This is a genomic window from Pseudomonas sp. DE0157 (assembly GCF_007678615.1).
Taxonomy (GTDB): Bacteria; Pseudomonadota; Gammaproteobacteria; order Pseudomonadales; family Pseudomonadaceae; genus Aquipseudomonas; species Aquipseudomonas parafulva_B.
Window position 1 is genome coordinate 306,531 of the sequence record NZ_VEJN01000001.1, and the last position, 24,721, is coordinate 331,251.

The 24,721-nt window shown below is 63.8% G+C and carries 17 protein-coding genes; 6 read left to right on the forward strand and 11 right to left on the reverse strand.

Translation table 11 applies throughout. From position 1 onward, the window contains the following. Positions 1–53 precede the first annotated feature (53 nt). Genes FS777_RS01395 through FS777_RS01405 form a run of 3 tightly spaced genes read left to right on the forward strand, consistent with a single transcriptional unit; the run spans position 54 to position 3,056 of the window. On the forward strand, positions 54–1,229 hold the full coding sequence (locus tag FS777_RS01395; RefSeq protein ID WP_145253690.1) for an FAD-binding oxidoreductase: 1,176 nt from the start codon (positions 54–56) through the stop codon (positions 1,227–1,229). After that, positions 1,226–2,038, forward strand: coding sequence for an aldo/keto reductase (locus tag FS777_RS01400; protein WP_100850678.1), 813 nt, complete (start codon positions 1,226–1,228; stop codon positions 2,036–2,038). The genes FS777_RS01395 and FS777_RS01400 overlap by 4 nt, the downstream gene beginning before the upstream one ends. A 46-nt stretch (positions 2,039–2,084) precedes the next feature. Beyond that, positions 2,085–3,056, forward strand: coding sequence for a hypothetical protein (locus FS777_RS01405; protein WP_058604008.1), 972 nt, complete (start codon positions 2,085–2,087; stop codon positions 3,054–3,056). 138 nt (positions 3,057–3,194) lie between these two features. Here FS777_RS01405 and hldE read toward each other — a convergent pair whose 3' ends face one another. Both hldE and msbA read right to left on the reverse strand, forming a co-directional pair. After that, positions 3,195–4,616 (reverse strand): bifunctional D-glycero-beta-D-manno-heptose-7-phosphate kinase/D-glycero-beta-D-manno-heptose 1-phosphate adenylyltransferase HldE, encoded by a 1,422-nt coding sequence (gene hldE, locus FS777_RS01410; protein ID WP_023532960.1) that lies wholly within the window; start codon positions 4,614–4,616, stop codon positions 3,195–3,197. Positions 4,617–4,745: 129 nt separating this feature from the next. Further along, the gene (gene msbA / locus FS777_RS01415; RefSeq protein WP_058604009.1) at positions 4,746–6,551 is read right to left on the reverse strand and encodes a lipid A export permease/ATP-binding protein MsbA; all 1,806 of its coding nucleotides are present in this window, start codon (positions 6,549–6,551) and stop codon (positions 4,746–4,748) included. A 146-nt stretch (positions 6,552–6,697) separates the two neighbouring features. Here msbA and FS777_RS01420 point away from each other — a divergent pair, with 146 nt between their 5' ends. Together FS777_RS01420 and FS777_RS01425 are read left to right on the forward strand one after the other, a co-directional pair. Beyond that, entirely contained in the window at positions 6,698–8,554 is a 1,857-nt protein-coding gene (locus tag FS777_RS01420; protein WP_058604010.1) for a bifunctional O-antigen ligase/aminoglycoside phosphotransferase family protein, read from the forward strand. 1 nt (position 8,555) lies between these two features. Further along, positions 8,556–9,764, forward strand: coding sequence for an acyltransferase (locus tag FS777_RS01425; protein WP_078477892.1), 1,209 nt, complete (start codon positions 8,556–8,558; stop codon positions 9,762–9,764). Here FS777_RS01425 and FS777_RS01430 read toward each other — a convergent pair. From FS777_RS01430 to putP, 9 genes are all read right to left on the reverse strand, one after another. Continuing rightward, a complete protein-coding gene (locus tag FS777_RS01430; RefSeq protein ID WP_058638908.1) occupies positions 9,741–10,379 on the reverse strand; it encodes a CatB-related O-acetyltransferase in 639 nt (212 codons plus the stop codon). The two genes, FS777_RS01425 and FS777_RS01430, sit on opposite strands and share 24 nt — an antisense overlap. Positions 10,380–10,384: 5 nt before the next feature. Then, a complete protein-coding gene (locus tag FS777_RS01435; protein WP_058604013.1) occupies positions 10,385–11,269 on the reverse strand; it encodes a glycosyltransferase in 885 nt (294 codons plus the stop codon). Then, positions 11,266–12,411 (reverse strand): glycosyltransferase, encoded by a 1,146-nt coding sequence (locus FS777_RS01440; RefSeq protein WP_058638907.1) that lies wholly within the window; start codon positions 12,409–12,411, stop codon positions 11,266–11,268. Before FS777_RS01440 ends, FS777_RS01435 begins: the two co-directional genes overlap by 4 nt. Continuing rightward, the gene (locus tag FS777_RS01445; RefSeq protein ID WP_078477891.1) at positions 12,408–13,838 is read right to left on the reverse strand and encodes a PIG-L deacetylase family protein; all 1,431 of its coding nucleotides are present in this window, start codon (positions 13,836–13,838) and stop codon (positions 12,408–12,410) included. Before FS777_RS01445 ends, FS777_RS01440 begins: the two co-directional genes overlap by 4 nt. After that, positions 13,835–14,731, reverse strand: coding sequence for an antimicrobial resistance protein Mig-14 (locus FS777_RS01450; protein WP_058638906.1), 897 nt, complete (start codon positions 14,729–14,731; stop codon positions 13,835–13,837). Before FS777_RS01450 ends, FS777_RS01445 begins: the two co-directional genes overlap by 4 nt. Further along, positions 14,731–15,858 (reverse strand): glycosyltransferase, encoded by a 1,128-nt coding sequence (locus FS777_RS01455; protein ID WP_078477890.1) that lies wholly within the window; start codon positions 15,856–15,858, stop codon positions 14,731–14,733. Before FS777_RS01455 ends, FS777_RS01450 begins: the two co-directional genes overlap by 1 nt. After that, the gene (locus tag FS777_RS01460) at positions 15,842–17,599 is read right to left on the reverse strand and encodes a carbamoyltransferase (RefSeq protein WP_058604017.1); all 1,758 of its coding nucleotides are present in this window, start codon (positions 17,597–17,599) and stop codon (positions 15,842–15,844) included. Before FS777_RS01460 ends, FS777_RS01455 begins: the two co-directional genes overlap by 17 nt. Positions 17,600–17,831: 232 nt before the next feature. Continuing rightward, positions 17,832–18,668, reverse strand: a complete 837-nt coding sequence (locus tag FS777_RS01465; RefSeq protein WP_078477889.1) for a 23S rRNA (adenine(2030)-N(6))-methyltransferase RlmJ — start codon at positions 18,666–18,668, stop codon at positions 17,832–17,834. Positions 18,669–18,839: 171 nt separating this feature from the next. Further along, complete coding sequence (gene putP, locus FS777_RS01470) at positions 18,840–20,318, reverse strand: sodium/proline symporter PutP (RefSeq protein ID WP_058638903.1); 1,479 nt, start codon at positions 20,316–20,318, stop codon at positions 18,840–18,842. Between the two features lie 359 nt (positions 20,319–20,677). Here putP and putA point away from each other — a divergent pair, with 359 nt between their 5' ends. Next, positions 20,678–24,631 carry a trifunctional transcriptional regulator/proline dehydrogenase/L-glutamate gamma-semialdehyde dehydrogenase gene (gene putA, locus FS777_RS01475; protein ID WP_058638902.1) on the forward strand — a complete coding sequence of 1,318 codons (3,954 nt, stop codon included), beginning with the start codon at positions 20,678–20,680 and terminating at the stop codon, positions 24,629–24,631. The last annotated feature ends 90 nt before the right edge of the window (positions 24,632–24,721 follow it).

The window sequence follows — 24,721 nt, forward strand, 5'->3', positions numbered from 1 at the left end:
TCCGATCCTGAGCCTGTATACTTGCCAGCTGTCCCAGTTTTCGAGGTATCGCCATGCCATCTGCCATTTCCACTGACGTGCTGATCGTCGGCGCCGGGGTCGCAGGCCTCTGGCTCAATGCCCGCTTGCGCCGCTTGGGTTATTCGACAGTGCTGGTGGAGCGCGCCACGGTAGGCGGCGCACAGACGCTCAAGTCCCAGGGCATCATCCATGGCGGGACCAAGTACGCGCTGCATGGGGCCTTGACCGGCGCCTCGGAAGCGATTGCCGACATGCCGCGCCGCTGGCGCGAAGCCTTGGCGGGCAACGGCGAACTGGACCTGCGCCACACGCGCTTGCTGTCCGATGCGCATTACCTGTGGTCTCCAGGCACCCTGGCCGGCAACCTCACCAGCTTCTTCGCCAGCAAGGCGGTGCGTGGCCGGGTGGATCAGGTCAAAGGCGACCAATTGCCTGCGGCGCTGCAAGACCGCGCCTTCAAGGGCAAGGTCTATCGCTTGGCCGAGCTGGTGATCGACGTGCCCAGCCTATTGGCCAACCTGGCCGAACTGGCCGGTGACAGCCTCTTGGCAGGCGAGCGCATCGAGCCGCTGCGCGACGATGGCGAGCTGGTGGGCCTGCGTGTGGATGGGCGTGACATCCGCGCCCAGCGCATCGTGCTCAGCGCCGGCGCCGGCATCGCGGACCTGTTGCAGGCACTGGGCCTCGAGCAGCCCGCCATGCAAACCCGCCCCCTGCACATGGTGATGGTCAAGGGGGCCAACCTCAAGCCACTCTATGCCCATTGCCTGGGCGCAGGCCCCAAGCCGCGCATGACGGTGACCACCCACCCGGCCGCCGACGGACAGTGGGTGTGGTACCTGGGCGGCGAGCTGGCCGAAGCCGAAGGGGTGGCCCGTGAGCCGGCCGAGCAGATCGCCGCGGCACAGAAAGAAGTGGCCAGCCTGCTGCCCTGGGTGGATCAAAGCCAGCTGCACTGGGCCACCTTGCGGGTGGACCGTGCCGAGCCTGCCCAGTCCGGCCTGGTGCGCCCGGACAATGCGTTTCTTGCCGAGCAGCAACGGCTGCTGGTGGGCTGGCCTACCAAGCTGGCCCTGGCACCTGATTTCAGCGATCGGGTTATCCGCCAGTTGCAACGCGACGCCGTGCAGCCCCAGGCCCAGGCCGACCTGACCGACTTGCCGCGCCCGCCGCTGGGCCAGCCTGCGTGGGAGACCCTGCTGCCATGAGCCTGCCAACCCTCCACGGTCTGCATCGCCCCCTGGGCAGCACGGGCTTGCAGGTTTCGCCCCTGGGGCTGGGCACGGTCAAGCTTGGCCGGGACCAGGGCGTCAAATACCCTTCAGGCTTCACCATCCCCGGCGACGATGAAGCCAGGCTGCTGCTCGGCCAGGCCCGCGACCTGGGCATCAACCTGCTCGACACCGCCCCCGCCTATGGCCGTAGTGAAGAGCGCCTTGGCCCGCTGCTGCGGGGTCAGCGCGATGCCTGGGTGCTGGTGAGCAAGGTGGGCGAGGAATACGACGGCGGTCAATCGCGCTTCGATTTCAGCGCAGCCCACACCCGCCGCTCGGTAGAACGCAGCCTGCGCCGGCTGGAAACCGACCGTATCGACCTAGTGCTGGTGCACTCCGACGGTAATGACCTGGCCATCCTCGAGCAGCAGGAAGTGTATGAGACCTTGGCCGCGCTCAAGCGTGAAGGCAAGCTCCTGGGTTTCGGCTTTTCAGGCAAGACTGCGGCCGGAGGCTTGAAGGCGTTGGAGCAAGGCGACTGCGCCATGGTGACCTTCAACCTGAACGAACAGGCGGAGCGACCGGTACTCGACTACGCTGCGCAGCACGGCAAGGCCATCTTGGTTAAAAAGGCCCTGGCCAGCGGCCATGCCTGCCTGGCACCCGGCGTCGACCCGGTCCGTGCCAGCTTCGAGCTGCTGTTCGCCCACCCAGGCGTCAGCAGTGCTATCGTGGGCACCATCAACCCGTTGCACCTGGCCCATAACGTGGCCACCGTCGCCCGAATCCTGGGCCAGCATTGAGTCTGCCTGGCCACGCGCCGGGTGAGCCGTCGCAAGGAGGAGCAACGTGGCGCGAACGCTGATACGTAAGAACCCGAGCAACTTCAAGACGCTGCCGCTGCATGTCGAGGCCACGGCCGAAAGCCTTCTCTACCAGGGCACCGGCATGCCCCTCAATTTCGCCCAGACCCAGCAACGTCGCAAACCGGTGGCGGTGGCAGACCCGCAGCGGTTCGCGGTCGAGCTTGCCAACCTGGGTGTGTCGGTGCGCCTGACGCTGAGCTGGCAGAACCGTGACTACTGGGTGCTGGTCCGTCAAAGGCGGCAAGACCGTGGCGACGTGGTGTTGAAACTGATCTCAGGCTACGTGCCCGCCCAGGAACTGAACCTGCCATTGCACACCGCCGTGCAGGAAGTGGCCGAGGAATGCCTGCTGGAAACCACCGAGGGTTGGCTGGGCGGCCGTTTCAACGACACCTGGCTACCGGTGCCCTATGCAGCAGCCTTGCACTACCGAGAAACGCCGCATTTTCAACTGGCCCCGCAGTCCGGTGCCGCCCGCCCGGTCTACTGCGGTAACCTGGTCCTGCTGGAACGACCCCGGGCCTACGTGCACCTGCCGACCGCTTCGCTGCAACTGATCTACGACATGCGCCTGCAAGTGCCAAGGGAGATCAAGAAACTCAGCCTGTTCCATGTGGACGAACGCCTGGAGGGTGACCAGTTGGTGGCGCGGCTGAACCGCAAGCGCCCGGACCTGTACCTGATGCCGCTACAGGACGGCCAGCCCCTGGCCGAGCTGTATACCTTGAAGAAAGACGAACTGGTGCCAGCCAGCACACGCGGGTTGTACCTGGCCGAAAGCTTCGCGCGGCAGGAGGGCTGGGTGGTCAACGAGGAACGCATACGCTGGAAGGACTGGGTGCGTCAGCAAGGCCTGGTGGAACCCAAGCCAGCCCGCGCCTCCCACCTGCAACGGTTCGGTGCCAAGGCCCGAGCGCTGCTCAAGCGGGCGCGTACCTCGCTGCACAAGCCCTGACCGAAGCGTAACGCTGTTCATTTGAGATAGATGGGGCCGCTCTGCGGCCCTAAGTGAACAGCATTACGGCCGAAGCGGGCATGTAACGCTTCTCTCGCAGGACCGGCTGAACAAGGGCCGACGTGCGGCCCTGCCCTGTCAGTGCTTGCGGATTTTCTCGACGATGGCGGTGGTAGAGCTGTTTTCCACCAGCCCCAGCACTTTCACGGTGCCGCCATAGGCGTTGACGATGTCGGCGCCAACCACTTGGTCGATGCCGTAGTCGCCGCCTTTGACCAGCACATCCGGCTTGACCTGGCTCAGCAGGTTTTCCGGGGTGCCCTCGGAGAAACTGATCACCCAGTCCACCGCGCCCAGGCCTGCCAGCACGGCCATGCGGCGGTCGACGCTGTTGATCGGCCGGCCCGGGCCCTTCAGCCGGCTGACCGAGGCATCGTCGTTGACCGCGACGATCAGGCGATCGCCTTGCGCGCGTGCCTGCTCCAGGTAGGTCACATGGCCCGCATGCAAGATGTCGAAGCAGCCGTTGGTGAACACGATGCGCTCGTTGTGCGCCCTGGCATCGTCGATTGCCACCAGCAATTGCTCAAGGCCCAGCACCCCGCGCTCGGAGCCCTCTTCGCGCTGGATGGCGCGGCGCAGCTCCGGCGCGCTGATCGCCGCAGTACCGAGCTTGCCGACGACAATGCCCGCTGCCAGGTTGGCCAGGGCCACTGCCTGGGGCAGTTCCTCACCGGCGGCAATGGCGGCGGCAAGGGTGGAGATCACGGTATCGCCTGCGCCGGTCACATCGAACACTTCACGCGCACGGGCTGGCAGGTGCAGGGGCGGATGGCCCTCGCGCAGCAAGGTCATGCCGTGCTCGCCACGGGTCACCAGCAAGGCGCCCATGTCCAGTTCCTGCAGCAGCTGCAAACCCTTGGCAACCAGCTCCGCCTCGTCGGCACAACGGCCGACGATGTTCTCGAACTCGCTGAGGTTGGGGGTGATCAGGCTGGCCCCGCGGTAGACGGAGAAATCCTTGCCCTTGGGGTCGGCCAGCACCGGGATGCCCTTGGCCCGTGCAGCCTGGATCAACGCCTGATGGTTTTTCAGCGCGCCTTTGCCGTAGTCCGACAGCACCAGAACCTTGACGCCTTCGAGCAAACCGTCGACTTCTGCGCTGAGCGATACCGGGTCGGTGGCGAAGGATTCTTCGAAATCGATGCGCAGCAGTTGCTGGTGCCGGCTCATGACCCGCAGCTTGACGATGGTCGGCTGGTGCGCAATGCGCTGGAACACAGAACGCACGCCTGCCGCCTGCAGGCTGTTGGAAAGGCTGTCGGCAGCTTCGTCCTGCCCGGTGACGCCCACCAGGGAAGCCGGCGCGCCGAGTGCGGCGATGTTCAAGGCCACGTTGGCCGCACCGCCTGGGCGATCCTCGATCTGATCGACCTTGACCACCGGCACTGGCGCTTCCGGCGAAATACGCGACGTACCGCCATGCCAGTAGCGGTCGAGCATGACATCGCCGACCACCAGTACCGGGGCTTGATCGAAACGCGGCATGGACAACTTCATGGGCAACCCATATGACAATAGTGAACAGGGACGGGATATTAGCACAGCGTGGCTGGCGGCTTTAGGGCCAGTTCGCGCTGAGGAATACCCCGAAACAGAAGGGGCGCTGGGCCCCCTTTGCGGGCAGGGTCAGGTGATGTCGGCCTTGGCCGGCTCATCCAGGCCCATGGCGTGCAGGCGGGCATAGTAGCCGTTGGCAGCCAGCAGTTCGGCATGGGTGCCCCGCTCCACCAGGCGGCCCTGATCCATGACCAGGATCTGGTCGGCCTTCTCGATGGTCGACAGGCGATGCGCGATCACCAACGTGGTGCGCCCCTGCATCACGCGGTCCAGCGCAGCCTGGATGTGCCGCTCGGATTCGGTATCCAGAGCCGAAGTCGCTTCGTCCAGGATCAGCAACGGCGAGTTCTTCAACAGCGCACGGGCGATGGCCAGGCGTTGGCGCTGGCCACCGGAGAGCAACACGCCGTTTTCGCCGATCTGGGTATCGAAGCCCTTGGGCAACTGATCGACGAAATCCTTGGCAAACGCCGCCTCGGCCGCCGCTTCGATGTCGGCACGCGGCGCGCCGGCCAGGTCACCGTAGGCAATGTTGTTGGCGATGGTGTCGCTGAACAAGGTCACATGCTGGTTGACCTGGGCGATGTGTCGACGCAGGTTGAGCAACTTGAAGTCTTCGATTTCCACGCCATCGAGCAGTATCTCGCCGCTGCTGTGGTGGTAGAAGCGTGGAATCAGGCCGGCCAGGGTGGACTTGCCGCTCCCGGAGCGGCCCACCAGCGCGACCATCTGCCCAGGCTCGACGGTGAAGTTGATGTCGCTCAGCACCTGGCGATCGGTACCGGGGTAGGTGAAGCTGAGGTTGCGAACTTCCAGGCGCCCGCTGACCGCATCGCGCTCGACGGTGCCCTTGTCCACTTCCCGCTGCTCGTCGAGCTGCTCGAAGATACTCTCGGCACCGGCCACGCCCTTCTGGATGGTCGAACTGACTTCCGAAAGCTGGCGAATCGGCTTGGGCAGCAGGCCGGCCAGGGTGATATAGGCCACCATGTCACCTGCCGAGGCGTCCCCACGAAGGTACAGCACCAGGAACATCAGAACGGCCATGGCAACATAGATCACCAGTTGCAGCAGGGGCGTATAGATGGCGCTGGTGCGGGTCATGCGCAGCTGCTTGTCGGTGTTGCTCTGGCTGGCCTTGAGGAAGCGCTGGCGCTCGTAGGCTTCACCGCCGAAGCTGCGCACCACGCGGTAGCCCTGAATGGTCTCGGACGCCACGTGGGTGACGTCGCCCATGGCAACCTGGATCTTCTTGCTCTGCTTGCGGAATTTCTTGCTGGCACGGCCCACCATGAAGGCGATCAGCGGCAGGATGGCCAGCATCACCAGCGTCAGGCGCCAGTTCATCAGCAGCAGCGAACCGAACAGGAACACCACCGTCATGCCTTCGCGAATGACCACCTTGATGGCATCGGTAGCCGCCCCGGTGACCATGGTCACGTTGAAGGTGATGCGCGAGATCAGGTGCCCGGAGTTGTTCTGGTCGAAGTAGCGGTTGGGCAGGCTCAGCAGGTTATTGAACAGTTGCACCCGCAGGTCATGGACCAGGCCCAGCGAGACCTTGGCCAGGAAGTAGTTGCCCAGAAACGACCCCAGGCCCTGCCAGGCAGCGATGATGATGATCAGCGCCGGCACCGTGTGCAGCAGGTTCAGGTCACGCAGGTGCGGGACGTTGGGAAACAGCGAGGCATCCGGGTTGGACAGGCCGTCGACGAAATACTTGAGGATGTAGCCCAGCATTGGCTGGGTCGATGCAAAGATCAGAAAGCCCAGGATACTCAGCAGGAACACGCCGATGTAGGGTCGGACATAACCAAGTAGACGGAAATAGATCTTCATGCTCGATGGGCTCTGGGAGCCGTTGGCGTCTGTCATATCACGGAACATGCTGAAAATGGGGTGCTGACTTTACCACACGTTGGCAGCGGCGTCGGACCACTCGGCCCCGCCGCTTACCAGCAGCAATGCGCGCAAAGCTGGGTTAACATTGCCCGTTCTTTCGACCTGGGCCCTCTTTCTCCATGTTCCCAAGCAGCCTACACAACGCCGGCAACCGCTTTTTCGATTTCGTGTGCCTGTGGCTGCTGCCGGCCGGCATGCTGGCGCTGCTCGGTGCCCTGTTCTTCCTGCCCGAACGCAGCCTGCACCACAAGCTGTACTACGGTCTTTTCAGCATTCCGACCCTGCTGGCGCTGTGCGTCCGGCCTCGTGAACTGAAAACCCTGTTTCGTGAACCGCTGCTGTGGCTGTTCGTGGCCTTCGCCGGCTACGCCATCCTCAGCCTGAGCTGGTCACCCTCGCCGGCGCAGGCGGACAACCTGATCAAGCGGCCCCTGCACACCCTGATGCTGTTCCTGGGCACCGGGCTGATGCTGCGTTACCGACCCGAGGCGCTCAAGGGGCTGTTCCTGGGCGCTGCGCTGCTGGCGCTGCTGGCCACGCTGCGGGACCTGACCACGTTCATGCTCACCTACACCCCGGGCAGCCGGCTGATCGGGGCCGGCGCTCTGGACAACCCGCTGCTCAGCTCGCACCTGTACGGTTTCTTCGGGACCTACTGGCTGTGGATGGCGGTCAACGGCAAGCGGGCGTTGACCGTGTCGCTGTGCATGGCGGCCTTTGCGGTCATGTTCGCCGCGGTGGTGGCCACCGGTTCCCGCACGCCCCTGGTGGCCATGACCCTGGCGGTGAACTGGATCGCCCTGCTCTGCCTGGACCGTCGCTCGATCCCCCTGTTCCTGGCCGCCCCGCTGTTCATCGTCGCGGTGCTGGTGGTGGACCCGCAGTTGATCATGGCGCGCGGCGACTCATACCGTTTCGATATCTGGCGCATTACGTGGGACCTGTTCCTCCAGCACCCGCTGATCGGCCATGGCTACGACGCGCCCCTGTCCATCGATGTCGGCGTGGGCTACCTGCTGAGCGAGCCCCACAGTTTCGTCATGGGCGTGCTGTATTACGTGGGCATCCTGGGCTTGCTGCCGTGGCTGGGCATGATCGTCTACGCGCTTTACAGCGGCTGGAAGTACCGCACCCACCCTGCCTTGCAGATGGCCTCGGCGCTGCTGGTGTTTGGCATCGGTGCGGGTCTGACCGAGGGCGGCGGTATCCTGTCGCGGCCCAAGGAGCATTGGTTCCTGCTGTGGATTCCGCTGGCGCTGGTCGCCGGGCTGAACATCGCCCGCCGGGGTGGCAGGCTGGTGGCGGCCAACCGCGCCCGCTTGAGCGAGGCGCAGGCCAGGCAGCTGCATGAGGGTGCTCGCGTCATCGAAGAGGACGGGCTGGGCCCCAAGGTCCTGCTGCTGCAAGATGGCAGCTTCCTGAAGTTGTTCCGCCCGCGCGCCTGGTACACCGCCGGCGCCTTCTACCCCTACGCGCGCCGCTTTGCCAGGAACAGCCAGCAACTGGCACTCGAAGGCATTCCCACGCCCCCCGTCGTGGAACTGCTGAACTACGCCGATGGCACCCAAGGCGTGCGCTACATCCCCCTGGCAGGCCAGACCGTGCGCCAGGCGCTGCAGGCCTGCCCATCGCTGGCAGAACGCCGGGCCCTGGTGCAGCGTATGGGGCGGTTCATGGGGCGTCTGCACCAGCAAGGCGTCTACTTCCGGTCCTTGCATCTGGGCAACGTACTGCTGATGGACAACGGTGAATTCGGCCTGATCGACCTTGCCGACATGCGCTTGCTGCCTTCGCCGCTGTCGGCGGAGCTGCGCCAGCGCAATTTGCGCCACATGCAGCGCTACACCGAAGACAAGCAGTGGCTGTTCGAGGAAAACGTCCAGGCCCTGCTGGAAGGCTACAGCGCAGCAGCCAGCCAGACCATGAGCCACGCCCTGCGCCAAAAGCTCGAACTGGCCCCGGGAGCGGAACGCTGACATGGGCTATCTGGCGCCGCTGCTGAGTTTCCTGGTGTTCGGCCTTGCCTTGTTGCTGGCAGGGCTGCTGCTGCGCAGCCCTTGGGTGGCGCGCCATCTTGAGCCGGTGGCGGGGCGCTGGGCCACTCTCGATGGCTTGAGGGGCTACCTGGCACTCGGGGTCTTCATCCACCATGCCGCCATTGCCTGGCACTACCAGCACACCGGCCAGATCAACATGCCCCCCGAACGCTTCTTCGCCCAGATCGGGCAAGCGAGCGTCGCGCTGTTCTTCATGATCACCGGGTTTCTGTTCTGGAGCAGGCTGGTGCGCCAGGGCCGCGCCTTCGATTGGCGAGCCTTTGCCATTTCCCGGGTCATGCGCCTGTACCCGCTGTATTTCGGCCTGCTGGCTGCGGTGCTTGTGACGGTGTTCTACCTGCAAGGCTGGAAGCTGCTCGACACGCCAACCGCCCTGGCACAACAGCTTTCAGGCTGGCTGCTGTTCCACCGCCCCGACATCAACCAGTTGGCCGGCACCGGCAACCTGATCTCGAACGTGACCTGGACCCTTAACTACGAAATCTACTTCTACCTGGCCCTGCCGTTGCTGGGCCTGATGTTCGTCTACCGCGGTACGCTCTTGAGTGCCATTGCCTGCGTGGTCGCCCTGTACCTGCTGGCAAAGCTTGTGGGCTGGGAACATGCGCTGAAAAAGAAATACCTGATGAGCTTTGCAGGCGGCATTGCGGCGGTTTACTGGGTACGCAGCCCGGCACTGGTGCAATGGGCCAAGGGCAGGTACGGCACCTGGATGGCCATCGGCTTGCTGGTGCTGGTAATGACGGTGCTGCACAAGACCTTCGCGGTGTTCCCGCTGCTGCTGCTGAGCCTCGTGTTCTGCATCATCGTCTCAGGCAACGACCTACTGGGCGCCCTGGCCCTGCGCAGTGCCCGCTGGCTGGGTGAAATCAGCTATAGCCTGTACCTGCTCCATGGGCTGGTGCTGTGGTGGCTCGCCTATCGCCTCTACCCCTCTTACGGGTTCACCTACGACGACCGCGGGGCGTTCATGGCCGTGATCGCCGTCGCCTGCACCGTGTTGGTGGTCGTGAGTAGCGCCACGTTCCTCCTACTGGAAAAGCCGGGTATCGCCCTGGGCAAGCGCCTGGCCCAGCGCCCGCAGGCCAAGCCTGGGAACCTGAAGTCAGGCTCGACCCACCAGGCCTGAGGCGCGCCGCTCGGCATAGGCGAGAAACGCCTGGATGTCATCGCTGCACAGCTTGCCCACCACATGGGCAATCTCGGCAGGTGGCCAGTCCCACCAGGCGCTGGCCAGCAGTTGCTCTCGCACCGCTTCCGGAAATCGCCAGCGCACGATGCTGGCCGGGTTGCCGCCGACCACCGCGTAAGCGGGCACATCCCGGGTCACCACGGCCCCAGCGGCCACGATGGCCCCGCTGCCAATGCTAACCCCCGACAGGATCGTGCAGTTGGAGCACAGCCATACGTCGTTGCCGATGGTCACGTCACCGCGGCTGAAGGCATAGCCCTCGATGGCCGATGCCTCGGGCAGCATGGCCGGGAATGGGTAAGTGGTTACCCAGTCGGCCCGATGATGCCCGCCCAGGAAAATCTGCACGCCTTCGGCAATCGAGCAATAGGCGCCGATGCGCAGCGTCGTCCCCTCCTGCCAGTCGTGCACCTCGGGCACGCCATAGCTGCCCACGCCGAAAGCGTACTGGGGGTAACGCGCGGCAAATCGCGCCTGCCCGCGCTCGATGGCCGGCAGCTTGCGAATCGCCCGCTTGGCCCGTTTTTCCCGGTAGCGCGAGAGCCAGCCCATGCCCTTCAGCCCTTTTCCAATGGCGAGAAGAACAATCGCCCCAGCCCGCGCCAGGTCTTGCGCGTATAGGCGCGCAGTGGAATCTGCGCCAGCAGTTCGCGGGCCAGCTTGCGATCACGGTTGGCCACCTTGAGGAACATCGAGTTCAACGCCTTGAACTTGACCTGCTCATAGGCCGGATGATCCTTGAACTTGGCATAGGTGCGCAGGATGTTGTCGATCATGAAACGGTGGTTCTTGTACGAGTTGCTGGCATGTTTGCGGTAGCGCGCCATGACCACGCTCAGGCCATCGATGAAGTACCCGGCATGGGTCACCTTCAGTTCGATCAACAGGTCTTCCAGGCGGATATCCGGGTCGAAGCCGCCCACCTTCTCCAGTGCCTCGCGGCGAATCAGCAGCGTGGGCGCAGGTGGGTAGGGTTTGCGCTCAAGGAACATGTCCTCGAAGTCCAGGCGCCTGAATGGGACTTCGCGGCGCTGCCGCGCTTCGGGGAACAGCTCACCCTGGGAATCGATGAGCTCGATGTTGCCAGCGCAGATACCCACTTCGGGCTTGTCGGCCATGTACTGGACCTGGATCGCGATGCGGTCCGGCATCATGATGTCGTCGGAACCAAACGGCGCAATCAGCGAGCCCTTGGCCCGCGCAATGGCCTCGTTGAGCGTGTGGGTCAGGCCTTTGTTGCGCTGCACGCGAAAATCGAAACCGTGCTGCGCCTGCAGGCGCTCGATACGCTCGACGCTGTCATCGGTAGAGCCGTCGTCCACCACCAGCAGCTCGATGTGCGGGTAGGTCTGGTTCAGCACGCTGAGAATGCTCTGCTCGATGTATGGGCCATGGTTGTACGATGCGATGATCACCGTGACCAGGGTTGGGTCCGCACTCATTTCGGCTCCTTCGCAGCCAAGCCCGACTCGATCAGCGCCAGGTATTGCTGACGGAACACGTCGATGTCGTGGTGTTGATTGAGGTAGTGATAGGCCTGCTCGCCCTTGGCGTGCAACGCCGCGTCATCCAGCGCCAGGTAGCGGTCCAGTGCTGTGGTCAGGCTGGCAACGTCCGCAGGCTTGACCACCTCGCCGCCCGCGCCGGTGATCAGCGGCAACATGGCCGGCACGTCGCTGGCGATGACCGGCAAACGCCCGCTCATACCTTCGAGCAGGGCAAGGCCCAGACCTTCGGCCAGCGATGGCATGGCCCAGATGTCGAACGCACGGACATAGCGCAGGGCGTTGTCACGAAAGCCCAGCAAGTGCGCCCTGCCCGTCAGCCCCAGGCGATCGATCTCGGCCTGCAGGCGCGCCTGCTCACGACCCGCCCCGATGATCGCCAGTTGCGCGGTGGGGTACTTGTCCTTCAAGGCGGCAAACGCCTGGATCAGGTAGGTATGGCCCTTGACCGGCACCAGGCGGCCCAGCGCCCCGACCATGCGAACGTTCTGGGCCAGGCCAAGTTGTGTGCGGGCCTCGGCCTTGTCCAACTGCAACGCCTGGGCCTGATCCGTGTCGATGGCATTGGTGATGGCATGGGTGTTGGCATCGGTGAAACCGCACTTGCAGTCCAGCAGGTATTGCTTGACTGCCGGCGACACACCCACGAACTGCCAATGACCGTCGATCAGGCGCTGGGTCTGACGACGGCGATAGGTGCGGTCATACTCGCCAAAGCCATGGGAAATGCCGATGCACAACGGGATCTTCAACCAACGGTTGAGTTGCAACAGCATGTTCACAGGCTTGAAGCGGTTGCAGATCACCACGTCGAAGCGTTCGCGCCGGCAAAACCGGTAGAGCTGCCACAGTGCCTTGAGGCGCATGCCCTTGAGCGCACCGTCGCTGAAGTCGAAGTACACCGAATGGTCGGCGCGACTGACCGGTTGGCCAGGCGCAGGCCGGCCCTTGAGAAAGGCCATGGTCGTTTCGAACCGATCCGCTGGCAGCGCCTTGAAGATCTGTTCGGCCAGGTCGGCAAAATCGTGCTGCTTGATGTTGTAGTCCGGTTGCAGTTGCAGGACTTTGAAACGCTTCATACGTTTTCCCGATGTACACCTTGGTGGCGGTCCGTCAGAACCCAGAACAGCTCGTGGCGACGCACGGCCTTGCGGAAAAATTCGTTCTCGCCGTAAGGCGAACTGCGCCGGCCTGCCAACCAGCGCTGGATCACTCGGCGTACTCGGCGCTTGAAGGGCGGGCGGGGCTGCAGGTCGTGCATCATGCCCAATGCCATGGCCTTGTCATGTTGCAGTGAGCGGTCCAGCACCAGGGTGCAAGGGTGCCCGACCGAAAACTCACTGGTAACCGGCGGCAAGGCCACGCCTGCACCGCTGTCGCCCATGGGCCAGCGGTCGTTGTCGTGCAGGTGATTGGCATAGCCCAGCAGGATTTCGGGTTGCCACTGCAGGCCCTGCAACGCTTCGTGCAGCGCTTGCTGGGCAGCCACGTGGTCAGGATGCGGATCGAGCACCGGGTGCGGCATCACGATCACTTCCGGGCGCGCCTGTAGTACCAACGCGCGCACGTCGGCCAGCAGGTTCTGCCAGGTCGGAACGCCGTCGTCGCCCGGCAAAGGCAGCGCGTTGAGGGTACGGAAGGGGCGCGTGTCGGTCATGTCCGCCTCGCGCGAGCCGAAGGGGGTGGTCGGTGCCTGCCGCATGGCGGGCAATTGCAGGCAGAAGTAGCCCAACTGCACGCAGCGCTCTTGCGCAACGCCCGCCCAGCGAGGCACCGCGATACTGTCCCAGGCCCGCAAGCGCCCTTTGAGGCGCGCAGCCTCGGCAGATGACAGGCCCATGGCCTGGTAGTGCTCGGCCTCGATTTCGCCAGCGGTCAGGGTCACGATCCAGGCTTCGTCTGCCTGGCTGTACAGGCCGTAGGCGGCGAGTTCGGCATCATCGGCATGGGGCGCGATGACCATCACCCGCTTGCGACGCAGGTCTGGCTGCTGGAACATCCACAGGCGCGGCTGGCCCACCAGCCGGCAGAAGCGCCCGCGCAAGGTGATCTGGCTTTGACGCAGCACCGTGTCGAACCCAGTCAGGTTGAGGTAGCGCTTGCCGCGAACACCGCGCTCGAACACCTGCAGGTCTTTGCCGCCTGCGCCTTCGATGTACACCCCGGGGTCGAAAAACCTGCCCAGCAGGGCGCAACGCAGTTCAACCTGCAGCACCCATGTTGCACCTTCAGCGACGGGCGCTGCGGGTAATTGCAAACGGCCGCCCTGCAGGCTTACGCCCATCACTTCATCGGCCCCATCGAAGGCATAGGTGTAGTCGCCGGCCGGGGTGTAAAACAGGTGGTCGGCCAGCCACGCCTCGTGGGCTACCCACAGCAGCGGCAGGAACAACAACGGCAGCCACCAGATGAACGCACCCAGCGCAATCAACGCCACCAGGGCCATCAGCAGCCCGAAGCGCTTGTTGCGCCGATGGCGCTTTAGCAACTGCTGCTTGCGGCTCACGCCTGGTACACCGGCACAGGGTGGCACCAGCGGTCCTTGTACTCGCGGTCGGCCCGGCCGAACGAGAACCGCAATGGCTTGTTGCGCGCGCGGGCGTCCTCCCAGGCGGCCTGGGTATTAAGGAAGCTCAGCACGCTGCCGGGGCTGAACGCCTTGGTCTCAGGGTCGACGCCGCCATTGACGTATTCGACGCTGATCCATTCAGGCGCCTCGACGCGGTACACCAGCTGGATGGCGATAGGCTTGTCATCGAGCAGCAAGACTGAGCCGATCAGCAGGTCCCGCAGGCGCTCGATCACGTCGCCCATGCGCTCGGCGCCAGTGGCTGCGAACCCCCAGCGACGCTGGAAAAGGTCGCAATACATGGCGGCGACAGTAGCGGCATCGAAGTCGCTGATCGGCCGCACCACGCCACCGGCTTCTTCCAGCAACCGCAGTTCACGGCGCTGGTTGTAACGGAATTTCTTCGACAGGTCTTCTGGCGCACGGGCCATCGCCAGCTGTTCTTTCTGCGCCTTGAGGCCGACAAAGCGGCCCTGGTTCAGTTCGGACAGGTAGCGTGCGCCATGGCGCAGCGGCGCGGCGGCGTCGGCTGCCGCAGGCAGGATGATTTCGGCATTGCCCAGGTCGAACAATGCCTTCTTGCCGCTGCGCTTGAGCACGTCCTTGGACAGCGCCAGGTGACGCCCCCAGGTGGGGATGGCCGCCTTGAGCTCGCCGGCCTGGTGCCAGGCCAGGTAACGCACGGGGATCTGCGCCAGGTCCGCCAACTGCGAGACCACCAGGGGATGGGTGGCGACACTGCCGCCGAAACGCGCCCAGGCCTGGGCATAGGTCTGCGCATCGATGACTTGCCAGCCACGCTCGCGCAGGGCTTTTACAGGATTGAACATCAGGCCCCCACCAACGCGCGAACCTGGGGCAGTTGCCAGAAGGTGTCGCGCACCGCCTGGTCCGAGAAACGCTCGCGCAGGCGTTCGAGCATATGCTCGGCGCACACCCGGCGTTGCGAGTCGTCCAGCGCGGCCATGCGTTCGAGGCCTTGCGCCAGTTGGCTGGCATCGCTCAGGGGGAACAGCATGCCGACACCTTCGACCACTTCCCGCGCACCGCCACAGGCCGTGGCCAACACCGGGACGCCAGCGACCATAGCTTCGAGCAGGACCATGCCGAAGGGCTCATGATCGGAACTCAAGGCGAACACGTCGAAGGCCTGGAAATAGCGACGCGCATCGGGCACCTGCCCCAGGAAGTCGACCTGATCGGCAATGCCCAGCTCGCGGGCCAGGGCCTTTAGCTTGGATTCCAGGCGGCCCTTGCCCAGGATGGCCAGGCGCGCACCAACCGGCAATGCCGGCAACGCCTGGGCAAAGCCGCGCAGCAAGGTGGCCTGGTCCTTGTCTGGGTGCAACCGACCGACATTGCCCACCACCCAGGCCTGCGCATCCAGCCCCAAGGCTTCGCGTGCCTCGGCACGCGGCACCAGGGCGGCTTGAAGGGTGGCGATGTCGATGCGGTTGTACAGCGTCTGGATGCGGTCGGCGGGCCACTGCGCCAGGCAGCGGCGCATGTCGTCGCGCACCGCGTCGGATACACCCAACAGGCTCAAGCGCTTGCTGAACAGGTTGGCGAACAGGCGCCGGCCTTTGCGCTCATAGTCGCCAAAGGCGTGGTGCACGCCTATCACCGGTAACCGGGTCCCGAGCAAGGCGACGTAGATCGGCTTGAAACGGTGAGCGATGCAGAACGCGAAGTCGCGCTGGGCCGCGATCTTGCGCAACGCCCGGATCGCGCCGAGCTTCAGGCCACGGACCGCCTTGGAACTGAACTCCAGAAACAGCACTTCATCCGACCCACAGCCGGCCGCCACCTGCGGGTCGGCTGCACCAGTCAGAAACACGGTCGTGACCTTGTAGCCGCTGCCCTCGAACAGGCTGGCGTATTGACGGGCACAATCGAGGAAAGGCCCGTCATAGCCATGACAGAACTGCAGGATGCGCGGTTCAGAGCGGCTGTTCATAGGCGGCAGCGCCGTCCTTGACGACAAGGATATCTTCCATGATCAGGTACTGCAGATCGGAGCCGAAGAACATGTTCAGGGCATCGGTCGGCGAGCAGATCATCGGCTCACCCCGGCGGTTGAGCGAGGTGTTCAGCGAGACGCCGTTACCGGTCAACGTCTCCAGCGCCTTCATCATGTCGTAGTAGCGCGGGTTGTACTCGCGCTTGAGCACCTGGGCACGGGAAGTGCCGTCTTCATGGACCACCTCCGGCACGCGGCTCTTCCACTCCTCGGCCACTTCGAAGGTGAAGGTCATGAAGGGCGCCGGGTGGTCGACCTTGATCATCTGCGGGGCGACCGTATCGAGCATCGACGGGCAGAAGGGTCTCCAGCGTTCGCGGAACTTGATCTGCTCGTTGATGCGGTTGGCCACGCCCGGCACGCTCGGGCAACCGATGATCGAGCGGCCACCCAGGGCACGAGGGCCGAACTCCATGCGGCCCTGGAACCAGGCCACCGGGTTGCCATCGACCATGATCTTGGCGATGCGCTGCGGCATGTCGTCGAGCTTGCGCCATTTCGGCGCGTTGGGGTGACGGGCGCAGGCTGCGATCACATCTTCGTTGGAGTAGGACGGGCCGAGGTAGACGTGCTCCATCTTCTCGACCGGCACGCCGCGGGCGTGGGACACGTAGGCGGCCGCCCCCACTGCCGTACCGGCATCGCCGGAGGCTGGCTGCACGAACAGTTCCTTCACGTCGGGACGGGCGATGATCTTCTGGTTGAGCTTCACGTTCAGCGCACAACCGCCGGCGAAGGCCAGCTTGCCGGTTTCGCGCAGGGTGTCGCCCAGGTAGTGGTCGATCATCTGCAGGGCGATCTTCTCGAACAGTGCCTGCATGCTGGCTGCGTAATGGATGTACGGCTCGTCAGCGATGTCGCCTTCGCGCTTGGGCCCCAGCCATTCGATCAACTTGGGCGAGAAGTAGAAGCCCTTGCCTTTCTCTTTGTAGCGGCGCAAGCCAATGACGTTGGCGTAGTCGGTGTTGATCACCAACTCGCCGTTTTCGAAACTGGCCAGGCGTGAGAAGTCATATTTGCTGGCATCGCCATAGGGCGCCATGCCCATGACCTTGAATTCGCCGTCGAGCATTTCGAACCCGAGGAATTCGGTGATGGCACCGTACAGGCCCCCCAGCGAATCCGGATCGAAGAACTCCTTGATCTTGTGGATCTTGCCGTTCTCGCCGTAGCCGAAGAAAGTGGTGGCGTACTCGCCTTTGCCGTCGATGCCCAGGATCGCGGTCTTTTCCTTGAAGCCGGAGCAGTGATAGGCGCTGGAGGCATGAGCCAGGTGGTGTTCCACGGGCTCGATCTTGACCTTTTTCGGGTCGAAACCCAGCTGTTCCAGGCACCAGACGATCTTCTTGCGGTAGCGCTTGTAGCGGCGGTTGCCCATCAGAATCGCGTCGAGGGCGCGGTCCGGTGCGTACCAGTAGCGTTTGGCGTAGTGCCAGCGCGCCTTGCCGAACAGGCTGATGGGCGCGAACGGGATGGCAATGACATCGACGTCGGAGGGCTTGATACCGGCTTGTTCCAGGCAGAACTTCGCCGATTCGTAGGGCATGCGGTTTTTTGCATGCTTGTCGCGCACGAAACGCTCTTCTTCGGCGGCGGCAATCAGCTTGCCGTCGATGTACAGGGCCGCGGAAGGGTCATGGCTGAGGGCGCCGGACAGGCCAAGAATCGTCAATGCCAAGGGATAGGCCTCTTCATTCGATAAAGATGCGCCAGCGGCCTGGTGGGCGGGTGGCGGCTAAAAGGCGGGATTATAACGCAAAGCGCAGCGTGCGCATGCCTCTGCAAAGGCTACGCCTTTGGCCAGGGCACAAACTCCACAAACACGGCAATCCCGCAGCTCACCCATCACGCGGTCACTGGCGCGGCCTAGCCGGGGCGACCGCAATGGGCCCGTCAGCGACCGCCAGGCCTCATTCGGCGATCAGCCAATCCATGCGGTAGCTGCCCTCGGTCTGCGCCAATTCCCGGGCGAGCCAAGGCAGCAGTTCCTTGAGCTCATCTTCTAGCCCCCAAGGCGGGTTAGCGATGGCCAGCCCGGATCCATTGAGGCCCTGCGGGCTGTCCTGGTGGTGCACATACAGTTCGACACGCAACAGCTTGGGCGCGCCAGTGCTGGTGAGGTCCTGGTAGAAACGGGTCAGCGAGCGCTGGTCTTTGATGGGGTACCAGATGGCCACCACCGTCTGGCGCATCCGACCAATGGCTTCCTTCATCGCAGCCGTGCAACGCTTCAGCTCATCAGCCTGCTCGAACGGCGGGTCGATGAGCATGACCGCGCGTTTTTCCTGCACGGGCAACAAGGCGCGCGGCACGTGCCAACCCTCGCCCAGGTGCACGACCACGCGCGGATCCTTCTTCATGTTTTCCTTAAGCAGCGGCCCGTCCTCGGGGTGCTTCTCGTTGAGCAAGGCGCGGTCCTGCTGGCGCATCAGGCGACGCGCCAATTCAGGGGAGCCTGGGTAGTAGCGCAGCTCGCCATCGGCATTCAGGCGCTTGATGACGCGCAGGTAATCGGCGGTCATGGCCGGCAGGTCATCACGGTTCCACAGCCGCGCGACCCCCTCGAGGTACTCACCGGTTCGGCTCGCCTGATCACCCTTGAGGTCGTACAACCCCAGCCCGGCATGGGTGTCGAGGTAGGCGAACGGTTGCTCCTTGCGCGACATCAGGGCGATGAGGCGGGTCAGCACAATATGTTTGAGAACGTCGGCATGGTTGCCGGCGTGGAAGGCGTGACGATAATTCATGGCAACTCCTGCGCAGGACGCAAGTTTACCCTGCCTGGCAAACGACGTCAGGCCTGACGGTCCCCAGAAAACAACGAACCCGCCACCGCAGTGCTGCACGAACCCTCAAAGGCCGTGCGGACACTGCTGGAGCGGGTCCGGCTTTCAGCTAGCAGCGAGCCTTGGTGGCTGTCACTTGTCAGCGCGATAAGCCGCATCTGCCGTTTCAAAGCGGCTGACCATCGCCTGCGATGGGCGGCCCAGCTTGCTCACCAGGACGATGGCGATGCTGGCGAACAGGAAGCCAGGGATGATTTCGTACAGGCCCATGGTGTCGAAGCTTTTCCACAGGATCACGGTCAGCGCACCCACCACGATACCGGCCAGCGCGCCGTTGCGCGTCATGCCCTTCCACAGCACCGAGATCAGCACGACAGGGCCGAATGCAGCGCCGAAGCCGGCCCAGGCGTAGGCCACCAGGCCCAGCACGCGGTTTTCAGGATTGGCAGCCATGGCGATGGCGATCAAGGCCACGGCCAGTACCATCAGACGACCGACCCACACCAGTTCTCGCTGGGAGGCGTTCTTGCGCAGGAAGGCTTTGTAAAAGTCTTCGGTCAGCGCACTCGAGCACACCAGCAGCTGGCAACTCAAGGTACTCATCACCGCCGCCAGGATGGCCGACAGCAGGACGCCGGCGACCCACGGGTTGAACAGGATCTTCGCCAACTCGATGAACACGCGCTCGTGGTTTTCATTCACTGGCCCGGCCACCTCAGGGTGGGCCGAGAAATAGGCGATGCCGAAGAAACCGACGGCGCAGGTACCGGCCAGGCACAGGATCATCCAGGTCATGGAGATGCGGCGTGCGTTGGCGATGGACTTCACCGAGTCGGCGGCCATGAAGCGCGCCAGAATATGGGGCTGACCGAAGTAGCCCAGGCCCCAGCCCATCAGCGAGATGATCCCGATGAAGCTCGCACCCTTGAGCAGGTCGAAGTGCGCCGGGTTGACGGCTTCGATGGCGGCGAAGGTCTGGTCGAAGCCACCGGTGGAGATCAGCACGATCACCGGCGTCAGGATCAGCGCGAAGATCATCAGCGATGCCTGGACCGTGTCGGTCCAGCTCACGGCCAGGAAGCCACCGACGAAGGTGTAGATGATGGTAGCGGCAGCACCTGCCCACAGCGCTGTCTCGTACGACATGCCGAAGGTGCTTTCGAACAGGCGAGCACCGGCCACGATGCCGGAGGCGCAATAGATAGTGAAGAACACCAGAATGACGATGGCAGAGATGATTCGCAGCAGGCCGCTCTTGTCTTCGAAACGGCTGGAGAAATAGTCCGGCAGGGTGAGCGCATCGCCGTTGTGCTCGGTCTGCACGCGCAGGCGACCGGCAACGAACAGCCAGTTCAGGTAGGCGCCGACGGTAAGGCCGATGGCGATCCAGACTTCCGACAGCCCCGCGAAATAGATGGCGCCGGGCAGGCCCATCAGCAGCCAACCACTCATGTCAGACGCACCGGCCGACAACGCGGTGACCACGCTGCCAAGGCTGCGACCGCCAAGGATGTAGTCGGAAAGGTTCTTGGTGGCGCGGTAGGCAGCGAAGCCGATCAGCACCATTGCTGCGATGTAGATCACGAATGTGATCGTTAACGGATTACCCATGTGTTGGCCCTGGCGTTTGTTGTTATCTCATGCGCACCCACATCATTGGTGGTTGCACCCAGGCGGCAGATGCTATTCAACAACATAAATCCGGTGCAACCATTTTTCACTTTGAAGTTGCACCCAAGTATGCTTTTTCAGACAAAGCCCCGTTTTTGCTCCCTATTGAGGCAGGCGTTGCCCTTTTATAGAACAAAATCTCGTCGACTTGACGCTTTGACCCTCACTAAAAACGACAGCCTGACGAGTTGCACCTTATTCGCGACATTTTAGGGTTGCACCTGGTTGCACCCGCGTTTTCCTACAGATAATCTTGTCGCCAGCTTAAGCCGCACTCGTGGCAATAATGAGGATAAGAAATGGCGACGACCACCCTTGGGGTCAAACTCGACGACCCTACCCGTGAACGACTCAAGGCCGCTGCGCTGTCCGTGGACCGCACGCCGCATTGGTTGATCAAGCAAGCGATCTTCAGCTACCTGGAGAAGCTCGAGGGTGGCGCGACCCTGACCGAAATCAGTGGCCAGGCCCTGGGCCTGAGCGATGAAGCCGGCGATGTACAGCCCGAGCAAGGTCACCAGAGTTTCATGGAATTCGCCGAAAGCATCCTGCCGCAGTCGGTCCTGCGCTCGGCCATTACCGCCGCCTACCGTCGGCCCGAGCAGGAAATGGTGCCGATGCTGCTGGAGCAGGCGCGCCTGAGCGCTCCGCTTGCCGACGCGGCCAACAAGATGGCTGCCGGCATCGCCGAGAAGCTGCGCAACCAGAAGAGCACCGGTGGCCGGGCCGGCATCGTTCAAGGCCTGCTGCAGGAATTCTCGTTGTCTTCGCAGGAAGGTGTGGCGCTGATGTGCCTGGCCGAAGCGCTGCTGCGCATCCCCGACAAAGGCACCCGCGACGCCCTGATCCGCGACAAGATCAGCACCGGTAACTGGCAGCCGCACCTGGGCAACAGCCCGTCGCTGTTCGTCAACGCCGCCACCTGGGGCCTGTTGCTGACGGGCAGGCTGGTAAGCACCCACAATGAGTCCGGGCTGACCTCCTCGCTGACCCGGATCATCGGCAAGAGCGGCGAGCCGATGATCCGCAAGGGCGTGGACATGGCCATGCGCTTGATGGGCGAGCAATTCGTCACCGGCGAAACCATCGCCGAAGCACTGGCCAATGCCACGCGCTTCGAGTCCAAGGGCTTCCGCTATTCCTATGACATGCTCGGTGAAGCAGCACTCACCGAGCACGATGCCCAGAAGTACCTGGCATCCTATGAGCAAGCCATCCACTCGATCGGCAAGGCTTCCAACGGCCGTGGTATCTATGAAGGCCCGGGCATCTCCATCAAGCTCTCGGCCCTGCACCCACGCTACAGCCGTGCCCAGTACGAGCGGGTGATGGAAGAGCTGTACCCGCGCCTGCTGTCCCTGACCCTGCTGGCCAAGCAATACGACATCGGCCTGAACATCGATGCCGAGGAAGCCGACCGCTTGGAGCTGTCCCTGGACCTGCTCGAGCGCCTGTGCTTCGAGCCCGCGCTGGCCGGCTGGAACGGTATCGGCTTCGTGATCCAGGCGTACCAGAAGCGCTGCCCGTATGTAATCGACTACGTGATCGACCTGGCCAAGCGCAGCCGCCACCGCCTGATGATCCGCCTGGTGAAAGGTGCCTACTGGGACAGCGAGATCAAGCGCGCCCAGGTCGAAGGCCTGGAGGGCTACCCGGTTTACACCCGCAAGGTCTACACCGACGTGTCGTACGTGGCCTGCGCGCGCAAGCTGCTGGCTGTGCCCGAGGCTATCTACCCGCAGTTCGCCACGCACAACGCCCACACCCTGTCGGCCATCTACCAGATCGCCGGGCAGAACTACTACCCCGGCCAGTACGAGTTCCAGTGTCTGCACGGCATGGGTGAGCCGCTGTACGAACAGGTGGTCGGCAAGATCGCCGACGGCAAGCTGAACCGCCCTTGCCGCGTGTATGCGCCGGTCGGCACCCACGAAACCCTGCTGGCCTACCTGGTTCGCCGCCTGCTGGAAAACGGCGCGAACACCTCGTTCGTCAACCGCATCGCCGACCAGTCCATTTCCATCCAGGAACTGGTCGCCGACCCTGTTACCAGCATCGAGCGCATGGGTACCCAGGAAGGCCGCATCGGCTTGCCACACCCCCGCATTCCGCTGCCACGTGACCTATACGGCACCGAGCGGGCCAACTCCGCCGGCATCGACATGGCCAACGAACACCGCCTGGCTTCGCTGTCCTGCGCCATGCTGGCCACCGCCAACAACGACTGGAAAGCCGGTCCGCTGCTGGCCTGCACCGCCAGTGACAGCGCGGCAACGCCGGTGCTGAACCCTGCCGATCACCGCGATGTGGTCGGCCACGTTCAGGAAGCGACCGTTGCAGACGTCGACAATGCCATCCAGTGCGCACTCAACGCAGCGCCCATCTGGCAGGCCACCCCGCCAGCCGAGCGCGCCGCCATCCTGGAACGCACGGCCGACCTGATGGAAGCCGAGATTCAGCCCCTGATGGGTCTGTTGATCCGCGAAGCCGGCAAAACCTTTGCCAACGCCATTGCCGAAGTGCGCGAAGCCGTCGACTTCCTGCGCTACTACGCCGTCCAGGCGCGCAACGACCTGAGCAACGATGCCCACCGCCCATTGGGCCCTGTGGTGTGCATCAGCCCATGGAACTTCCCGCTGGCGATCTTCACCGGCCAGGTAGCCGCAGCCTTGGCCGCCGGCAACCCAGTATTGGCCAAGCCTGCCGAGCAAACCCCGCTGATCGCCGCCCAGGCCGTGCGCCTGCTGCTGGAAGCCGGCATTCCGGAAGGTGTCCTGCAACTGCTGCCGGGCCGCGGCGAAACCGTCGGTGCTGGCCTGGTGGGTGACGAGCGCGTCAAGGGCGTGATGTTCACCGGTTCCACCGAAGTGGCTCGCCTGCTGCAACGCAACGTGGCAGGCCGCCTAGACAACCAGGGTCGCCCAGTGCCACTGATCGCCGAAACCGGCGGCCAGAACGCGATGATCGTCGACTCCTCGGCACTGACCGAGCAGGTGGTGATCGATGTCGTGTCCTCAGCCTTCGACAGTGCCGGCCAGCGTTGCTCCGCGCTGCGCGTACTGTGCCTGCAGGAAGACTCCGCCGACCGCGTGATCGAGATGCTCAAGGGCGCCATGGCCGAAAGCCGGCTCGGTTGCCCGGATCGCCTGGCCGTGGATATCGGCCCGGTGATCGACGCTGAAGCCAAGGCTGGCATCGAGAAGCACATCCAGGGCATGCGCGAGAAAGGCCGCTCGGTCTATCAGGTGGCGATTGCCGACAGTGCCGAGATCAAGCGTGGCACCTTCGTGATGCCAACTTTGATCGAACTGGACAGCTTCGACGAGCTCAAGCGCGAGATCTTCGGCCCAGTACTGCACGTGGTGCGCTACAACCGCCGCAACCTGGACCATTTGATCGAGCAGATCAACAATTCGGGCTATGGCCTGACCCTGGGTGTGCACACACGCATCGACGAAACCATCGCCAAGGTGGTCGAGTCGGCCCATGCCGGCAACATGTACGTCAACCGCAACATTGTCGGTGCCGTGGTGGGCGTACAGCCGTTCGGTGGCGAAGGCCTGTCGGGCACTGGCCCGAAAGCCGGCGGCCCGCTGTACCTGTACCGCCTGCTGTCGACCCGCCCGGCGGACGCCATCGGCAGCCACTTCCAGCACCAGGACGGCGAAGCCAAGCCAGACCGCGCGCTGCACGAGCAGCTTGTCAAGCCGCTCCACGCCCTGAAGGCCTGGGCCGAGAGCAATCAGCTGTCCGACCTCGCCGTGCTGTGCAGCCAGTTCGCCAGCCAGTCGCAGAGCGGTATCGCCCGTCTGCTGCCTGGCCCGACCGGCGAGCGCAACACTTACACCATCCTGCCACGCGAACACGTGCTGTGCCTGGCGGACAACGAAACCGACCTGCTGGCGCAGTTCGCCGCCGTGCTGGCGGTGGGAAGCTCAGCGGTGTGGGCCGACGGCGAACCCGGCAAGGCCCTGCGCGCCCGCCTGCCACGCGAACTGCAGGCCAAGGTGAAGCTGGTACCGGACTGGAGCAAGGACGAAGTGGCGTTCGATGCCGTGATCCATCACGGCGATTCGGACCAGCTGCGCAGTGTCTGCCAGCAGGTGGCCAAGCGTGCCGGGGCGATTGTCGGGGTACACGGCTTGTCCAGCGGTGATCATCAGATTGCACTGGAGCGTCTGGTAATCGAGCGGGCGGTGAGTGTGAACACTGCGGCGGCTGGGGGTAACGCCAGCTTGATGACCATTGGCTGAGGCTGAGGGTTGTTGAAGAAAAAGGGAGAGCTTCGGCTCTCCCTTTTTTATGGAGTGCATGACTTGAGGCTGGGGATGGGCAGACAGTCT